Annotated in this window: 4 protein-coding genes; 2 read left to right on the top strand and 2 right to left on the bottom strand. The window is 70.1% G+C overall.

Annotated features, from left to right (window positions below):
• Positions 1-17 precede the first annotated feature (17 nt).
• Positions 18-413: an SSI family serine proteinase inhibitor gene (locus ACFU8Q_RS17100; protein ID WP_384454012.1), complete on the bottom strand. Its 396-nt coding sequence runs from the start codon at positions 411-413 to the stop codon at positions 18-20.
• A 516-nt stretch (positions 414-929) separates the two neighbouring features.
• On the opposite strand from ACFU8Q_RS17100, the gene ACFU8Q_RS17095 reads away from it, so the two are divergent.
• Together ACFU8Q_RS17095 and ACFU8Q_RS17090 are read left to right on the top strand one after the other, a co-directional pair.
• The gene (locus tag ACFU8Q_RS17095) at positions 930-1,367 is read left to right on the top strand and encodes a cupredoxin family copper-binding protein (RefSeq protein ID WP_384454010.1); all 438 of its coding nucleotides are present in this window, start codon (positions 930-932) and stop codon (positions 1,365-1,367) included.
• A 649-nt stretch (positions 1,368-2,016) separates the two neighbouring features.
• Entirely contained in the window at positions 2,017-4,134 is a 2,118-nt protein-coding gene (locus ACFU8Q_RS17090; protein ID WP_384454007.1) for a glycoside hydrolase family 6 protein, read from the top strand.
• A 114-nt stretch (positions 4,135-4,248) separates the two neighbouring features.
• Here ACFU8Q_RS17090 and ACFU8Q_RS17085 read toward each other — a convergent pair whose 3' ends face one another.
• Positions 4,249-5,853, bottom strand: a complete 1,605-nt coding sequence (locus ACFU8Q_RS17085) for an alkaline phosphatase D family protein (protein ID WP_384454004.1) — start codon at positions 5,851-5,853, stop codon at positions 4,249-4,251.
• Positions 5,854-6,000: the final 147 nt, after the last annotated feature.

Raw genomic sequence — 6,000 nt, 5'->3', positions numbered from 1 at the left:
GCTCAGGACGGCCGGACTCAGAAGCGGAAGACCGGTCCGGTGGCCGCGTCCATCACACAGGCGTTGGGGAACGTCTTCTGCCAGGACATGGGGTGCCCGTCCCACTTGCCGGTGACGGTGGCCGTCACCGGGTCGTACTCCTGGCTGCACAGGTGCGGGTCGCCGGGCAGGCCGTCCGGATCGCCTGCCGCCTCGTCGATCGCCGCACAGGCGGCGGCCGCCTCGGGGTGATGGGCGTCCGGGGCGGGCGGGCAGAACAGTGCGAGGCCACGGATCCAGGTGTCCTCGCTCCCGGAGACGGTGAGGAAGAGCCCACGGTCCGGCACCGGGTCGTCGGACCGGGCGGCCGCGGCGGGCACCGCGGCGGTGAGGGTGAGCAGGGCGGCTGCGGCGAAAGCGGCGCTCAGGCGCATCGGGAGAACTCCTGGGGCTCGGGGGCTGCGGGGCGTCCCGGCAAACGGACCGGGGGCGTCCTGGCAACGGACCGGGGGCGTCCTGGCAACGGACCGGGGGCGCGCGTCCCGGGCGTCCCTCATGTCCTGAACAACCCGCCCGCCTTGATGTCCCGTATCCGGGAACCTCGCAAGACGATCTTGGAATGCGGCACCGGGCAAGACGCCGCGCCGCGGGTCCCACCCTTCGGGGCAGTCGGCGGGCCCGGCTGGGGTACCGACGGACGGAAGGCCCGCACCCGGATGGATTCGACCGCCGGGCCATCCCGAGCGCCTGCCTTCCCCTCGGTCGAACGGCACCTAACGTTCGGGCCAGAGTGCCGCCTCAGCGGCGGCCCGTTCCGAGGAGCTCTTGTGATGAGGAACCATGCGAGGACAGCCACGGCCGTGGTCGTGGGGCTGTTCGCCGCCGCTGTCGGTGCACAGCCACGTCCGGCACGCCGCAACCGGGCTCGACCGATGGCGGTCACTGACACCATGCTCGCTTCGCTTCTGCCCGGCCGGGCAGGTGTCACCGCGGCCGCCGCGATCGTCTGCGCGACTGCCCTCGCCGGCTGTTCGCACAGCGGTGGCGCCGGCTCGTCGCCCACCAGCGCCACACCCTCCACCTCCCCCTCGGCCTCCGCGTCGCCTTCGCCGTCCCCTGTCGGCAAGGCACGGATCACGATCAAGAACTTCGCGTTCACACCGACCCAACTGACGGTCCCCGCGGGCGCCCGGATCACTGTCGTCAACGAGGACGCCGTGGCCCATACGGTGACCGCCACCGCCGGCGCCACCAACGGGAAGACCTTCGACACCGGTGATATCGCGCCCGGGAAGACGGCCACCTTCACCGCCCCGGTCAATCCCGGCACCTACCCGTACATCTGCACCATTCATCCGTACATGAAGGGTTCGCTCACCGTTCGGTGACGCGCGCGATCCCCCGCCGTCGGGACACGTGATTCCGGCCCTGGCGCACCGTCCGTCACCAGCGGCTGTGCGCCACGGGCCGGGCCCGTGCCGGGGCGTCAAGTCAACGAAGCCGTAAAGCAGTTGTGATTTGACTCTTGACAGGTGCGCATCATCACGCCACCTTGGGAGCGCTCCCACAATCAAGGCTTGCACACAACGGCCGTCATGCGCCCCCTACGGTGCTCCCGCCCGGGGCATCGGGTCCGTACGCCGCCCGGACCCGTTCCGCACCACCGCGCCGCCGCATCCATCCCTCCACCCCTCCCCCACGACGCCCGCCATCGGAGGATTTGTGTCGATATCCCGTAGAACGTTCAGCAGCGCCCTGGGCAGCGGTCTGCTCGCCCTGAGTCCGGCCCAGGGCGAGCAGCGGCAGCCGCTCCTGCCGCACCGGCGGCTCGGGGCGCCGCTCGGGGCGCCGCTCGGGGCGCCGCGGCCGACAAGGCCTATTGGTCGCCCTTCGGCGAGACCGACGACTACAGCCGCACTCGGAGGGGCCCTGGTGTGGGGCACCGCACCCTGACCGGTCCGCCGCCCACGCGTCACACCCCCCACGAACCCGTCTGCGGCAACCACCGCGGACGTACGAGAGGAGCACGGAGCCGCAATGAGAACCAGAGGCACCACCCTGCACGGAGTACGCCGAAAACTGGCCGCACTCTCCGCCCTGGCGATGGGCGCGGCGCTGGCAGTGGCCCTACCCTCACCGGTGCAGGCCGCCACAGCCCGGGTCGACAACCCCTACGTGGGCGCCACCGCATATGTGAACCCCGACTGGTCCGCCAAGGCGGCGGCCGAACCGGGCGGCAGCGCGATCGCAGACGAGCCCTCCTTCGTCTGGATGGACCGCATCGCGGCCATCGAGGGCGCGGGCGACGCGATGAGTCTGCGCGAGCACCTCGACGCGGCCCTGGACCAGGGCGCGAACCTCTTCCAGGTGGTCATCTACGACCTGCCGGGGCGGGACTGCGCGGCGCTGGCATCCAACGGTGAGCTCGGACCCACCGAGATCGACCGGTACAAGACCGAGTACATCGACCCCATCGCCGACGTCCTCTCCGACCCGGCCTACGCGAGTCTGCGCATCGCCACCATCATCGAGCCGGACTCGCTGCCGAACCTGGTCACCAACGCCGGCGGCACGGCCGGGTCCACCGAGGCGTGCGCGACGATGAAGGCCAACGGCAACTACGAGAAGGGCGTCGGCTACGCCCTGCACACCCTCGGTGCGATACCCAACGTCTACAACTACGTCGATGCCGCCCACCACGGCTGGCTGGGCTGGGACTCCAACTTCGTCCCGGCGGCACAGGAGTTCAAGAAGGCCGCGACCTCCGAGGGCGCGACCGTGGCGGACGTCCAGGGCTTCATCGTGAACACGGCCAACTACTCGGCCCTGAAGGAGCCCTACTTCAAGGTCACCGACACGGTGAACGGCACCACGGTGCGCCAGTCCAAGTGGGTGGACTGGAACTATTACGTCGACGAGCTCTCCTTCGCGCAGGCGCTGCGCACGGAGCTGGTGCGCCAGGGCTTCGCCTCGGACATCGGGATCCTGATCGACACGGCCCGCAACGGCTGGGGCGGCTCCGCCCGGCCCACCGCCGCGGGACCGCTCACCAACGTGAACGACTATGTCAACAAGGGCCGCGTCGACCGGCGCATCCATGCGGGCAACTGGTGCAACCAGAGCGGTGCGGGTATCGGCGAGCGGCCCACCAGCGCCCCCGAACCGGGCATCGACGCGTACGTCTGGGCGAAGCCCCCGGGCGAGTCGGACGGCAACAGCCAGCCCGTCGACAACGACGAGGGCAAGGGTTTCGACCGGATGTGCGACCCCACGTACACGGGTAACGGCCGCAACGGCAACAACCTGACCGGCGCCCTGCCGAACTCCCCGCTCGCGGGCCACTGGTTCTCCGCGCAGTTCCAGGAGCTGGTACGCAACGCCTACCCGCCGCTGAACGGCAGTGGCGGCGGTGACGACACCCAGGCGCCCACCGCGCCCACGGGTCTGAAGGTCACGGGGAAGACCAGTGGCAGCGTCTCGCTGTCGTGGACGGCGTCGACGGACGACACCGGCGTGAGCGCGTACGACGTCTACCGCTCGGGAACGAAGGTGGGTTCCTCCGCCTCGACGTCCTACACGGACACGGGCCTGACGGCCTCGACCGCGTACAGCTACACCGTCAGGGCGCGGGATGCGGCCGGTAATGTCTCGGCGGCCTCCGCGGCGGTCTCGGCCACGACCGACCAGGGCGGCGGAACCGGGACCGGGACGCTCAAGGTCCAGTACAAGAACACCGACTCCTCGGCCACCGACAACCAGATCCGGATGGGTCTGCAACTGGTCAACACCGGGTCCGCCGCGGTGGATCTGTCCACGGTGAAGATCCGGTACTGGTTCACTCCGGAGGCCGGCGCGAGCACCTTCGACACCGCCTGCGACTACGCGGTCATCGGCTGCTCCAACGTGATCCGCGGTGTGTCCTCGTCGGGCAGTTCCGCCGCCGGGGCCAGCCACTACCTGGAGGTGGGCTTCTCCAGCGGCACGCTGGCCGCCGGAGCCTCCACCGGGGAGATCCAGCTGCGGCTGAACAAGAGCGACTGGTCGAACTTCGACGAGACGGACGACTACAGCCGCGCCACCAACACGGCCTACGCGGACGCCTCGAAGATCGCCGTCTACGCGGGCGGCACCCTCTCCTGGGGCACCGCTCCCTGACCGGGTCTCCCCGTCGCCGTCCGCGCGGGCGGCGACGGGCCGTGCCGGGCAAGGGACACGTCCGGCACGATCCGCCCCCTGCCGCTCTCCCGGCAGGGGGCGGCCGGTGTTTTCTCAGGCGGGCTGGATCCCGGGACGGCCCGCCTCGGTCACGAGCGAGGTGCGGGTGGAGACGGGGGCGCCGGGGGTGGTGACGTACGGCAGGACCCGGAAGTCGGCCCGGCAGCTCTCCCTGGTCAGTGCGCAACGTACGTAACCGCGCTGGAAGTTGGTGAACTTGATGTGGTCGTTGGCCGCGAGCAGCCGGGCGCCGGACGGGTCCAGGTCCATCCCGTCCTTCGTGGTGGAGATGGACGAACCGACGAACTCGACGCCGATGGTGGGCGATTCCGGGTCGTCGAAGTTCGGCTTGAGATCGGCGGCGAGGTGACGATGCATGTCACCGGTGAGGACGACGGGGTTGCTGACGCCGCGGTCGGTGATCTCCTTGAACAGCCGTTGGCGCGCGTCCACATAACCGTCCCAGAAGTCCATCACGAATGACTGACCGGGGCCGGGATCGGTGTCGACCTGGGTCACGGGGATCTGCTGGGAGATCATGTTCCATGTCGTGTCGGAGTGCCCGAGGCTGCGGTGGAGCCACTGCTCCTGTTCCGGGCCGAGGATGGTGCGGCCGGGGGTGAGCCGTTCGTCGCAGCCGCTCTTCGTGCCGTCGCCACAGGGCTGGTCGTCGCGGAAGAGCCGGGTGTCGAGGATGTGGAAGGTGGCCATCCGACCGTAGCGCAGGCTGCGGTACATCCTGGCCTCGAAGCCGTTCGGCTTGTTCGGCAGCCGCAGCGGCAGGTGTTCGTAGTACGCCTGGAAGGCCGCCGCCGCGCGTTGCCGGAAGACCGCCGGGTCCTGATCGGGTTCGTTGTCGGCCTTGGACTTGTCGCGCGCCCAGTTGTCCTCGACCTCGTGGTCGTCCCAGACGACGGCGAACGGGTGGACCTGGTGGGCGGCGATCAGGTCGCGGTCGAAGCGGTGGAGGGCGTGGCGGTTGCGGTACTGGACGAGGTCCATCGGTTCGGGGCGCAGTTCGGCGGCGACGGGGACGTTGCGCACGCCGCCCATGGCATCGATGGCGTTCTCGTAGATGTAGTCGCCGAGGTGCAGGACCAGGTCGACGTCCTCCTCGGCGAGGTGCCGGTAGGCGGTGTAGAAGCCCTCGAACCACGCCTGGCAGGAGACGAAGGCGAAGTCGAGTTCCTTGGGGCGGCTGTGCGGCGGGGGCGCGGTGCGGGTGCGGCCGACCGGGCTGTGCACGCTGCCCGCGCGGAAGCGGTAGTAGTAGTGCCTGCCCGGTTGCAGTCCGGAGACCTCGATGTGGACGGAGTGGGCCAGTTCGGGCACCGCCCGGGCCCGCCCCCGGCGTACGACGGACCGGAAGCGTTCGTCGCGGGCGACCTCCCACTGGACGTCGACGGCGTACGGCGGCATGCCTCCGGCCCCGTCGGGAGCGAGGGGCTGGGGCGCGAGACGGGTCCACAGCACGAAGCCGTCCGGCCAGGGATCGCCGGAGGCGACTCCCAGGGTGAACGGGTCGTCGTGGAAAGGCGTGTCACCCCAGGCGCGGCCCGCCGACAGGCCGGCTGCGGCGAGGGCCATGCCGACCGTCCCGCCGAGCATCGCCCGTCTGCCGAAACCCCCGGTGCCGCCTGCCCCACTGTTGAGTCGCATGAAACTCGTCCCTTCGTCGGGCGGGATCCCGTGCGGTACGAAGTGGGATCGGCGCCTGATTTCACGTCCGCCCATGTGGTAATCACAGGCTGGATATCACAGGGGAATCACACGCCACAAGACCACGCACCGGTGGTCGCAATGCCT

This window comes from Streptomyces sp. NPDC057543 (assembly GCF_042801895.1).
Taxonomy (GTDB): domain Bacteria; phylum Actinomycetota; class Actinomycetes; order Streptomycetales; family Streptomycetaceae; genus Streptomyces.
Note: the sequence above shows the minus strand (reverse complement) of the source record. Positions and strands in the feature narration are given on the sequence as shown.

Coding starts and splice junctions, on each gene's coding strand:
- ACFU8Q_RS17100 (WP_384454012.1), bottom strand. CDS start 413: ATGCGCCTGAGCGCCGCTTTCGCCGCAGCCGCCCTGCTCACCCTCACC.
- ACFU8Q_RS17090 (WP_384454007.1), top strand. CDS start 2,017: ATGAGAACCAGAGGCACCACCCTGCACGGAGTACGCCGAAAACTGGCC.
- ACFU8Q_RS17095 (WP_384454010.1), top strand. CDS start 930: ATGCTCGCTTCGCTTCTGCCCGGCCGGGCAGGTGTCACCGCGGCCGCC.
- ACFU8Q_RS17085 (WP_384454004.1), bottom strand. CDS start 5,853: ATGCGACTCAACAGTGGGGCAGGCGGCACCGGGGGTTTCGGCAGACGG.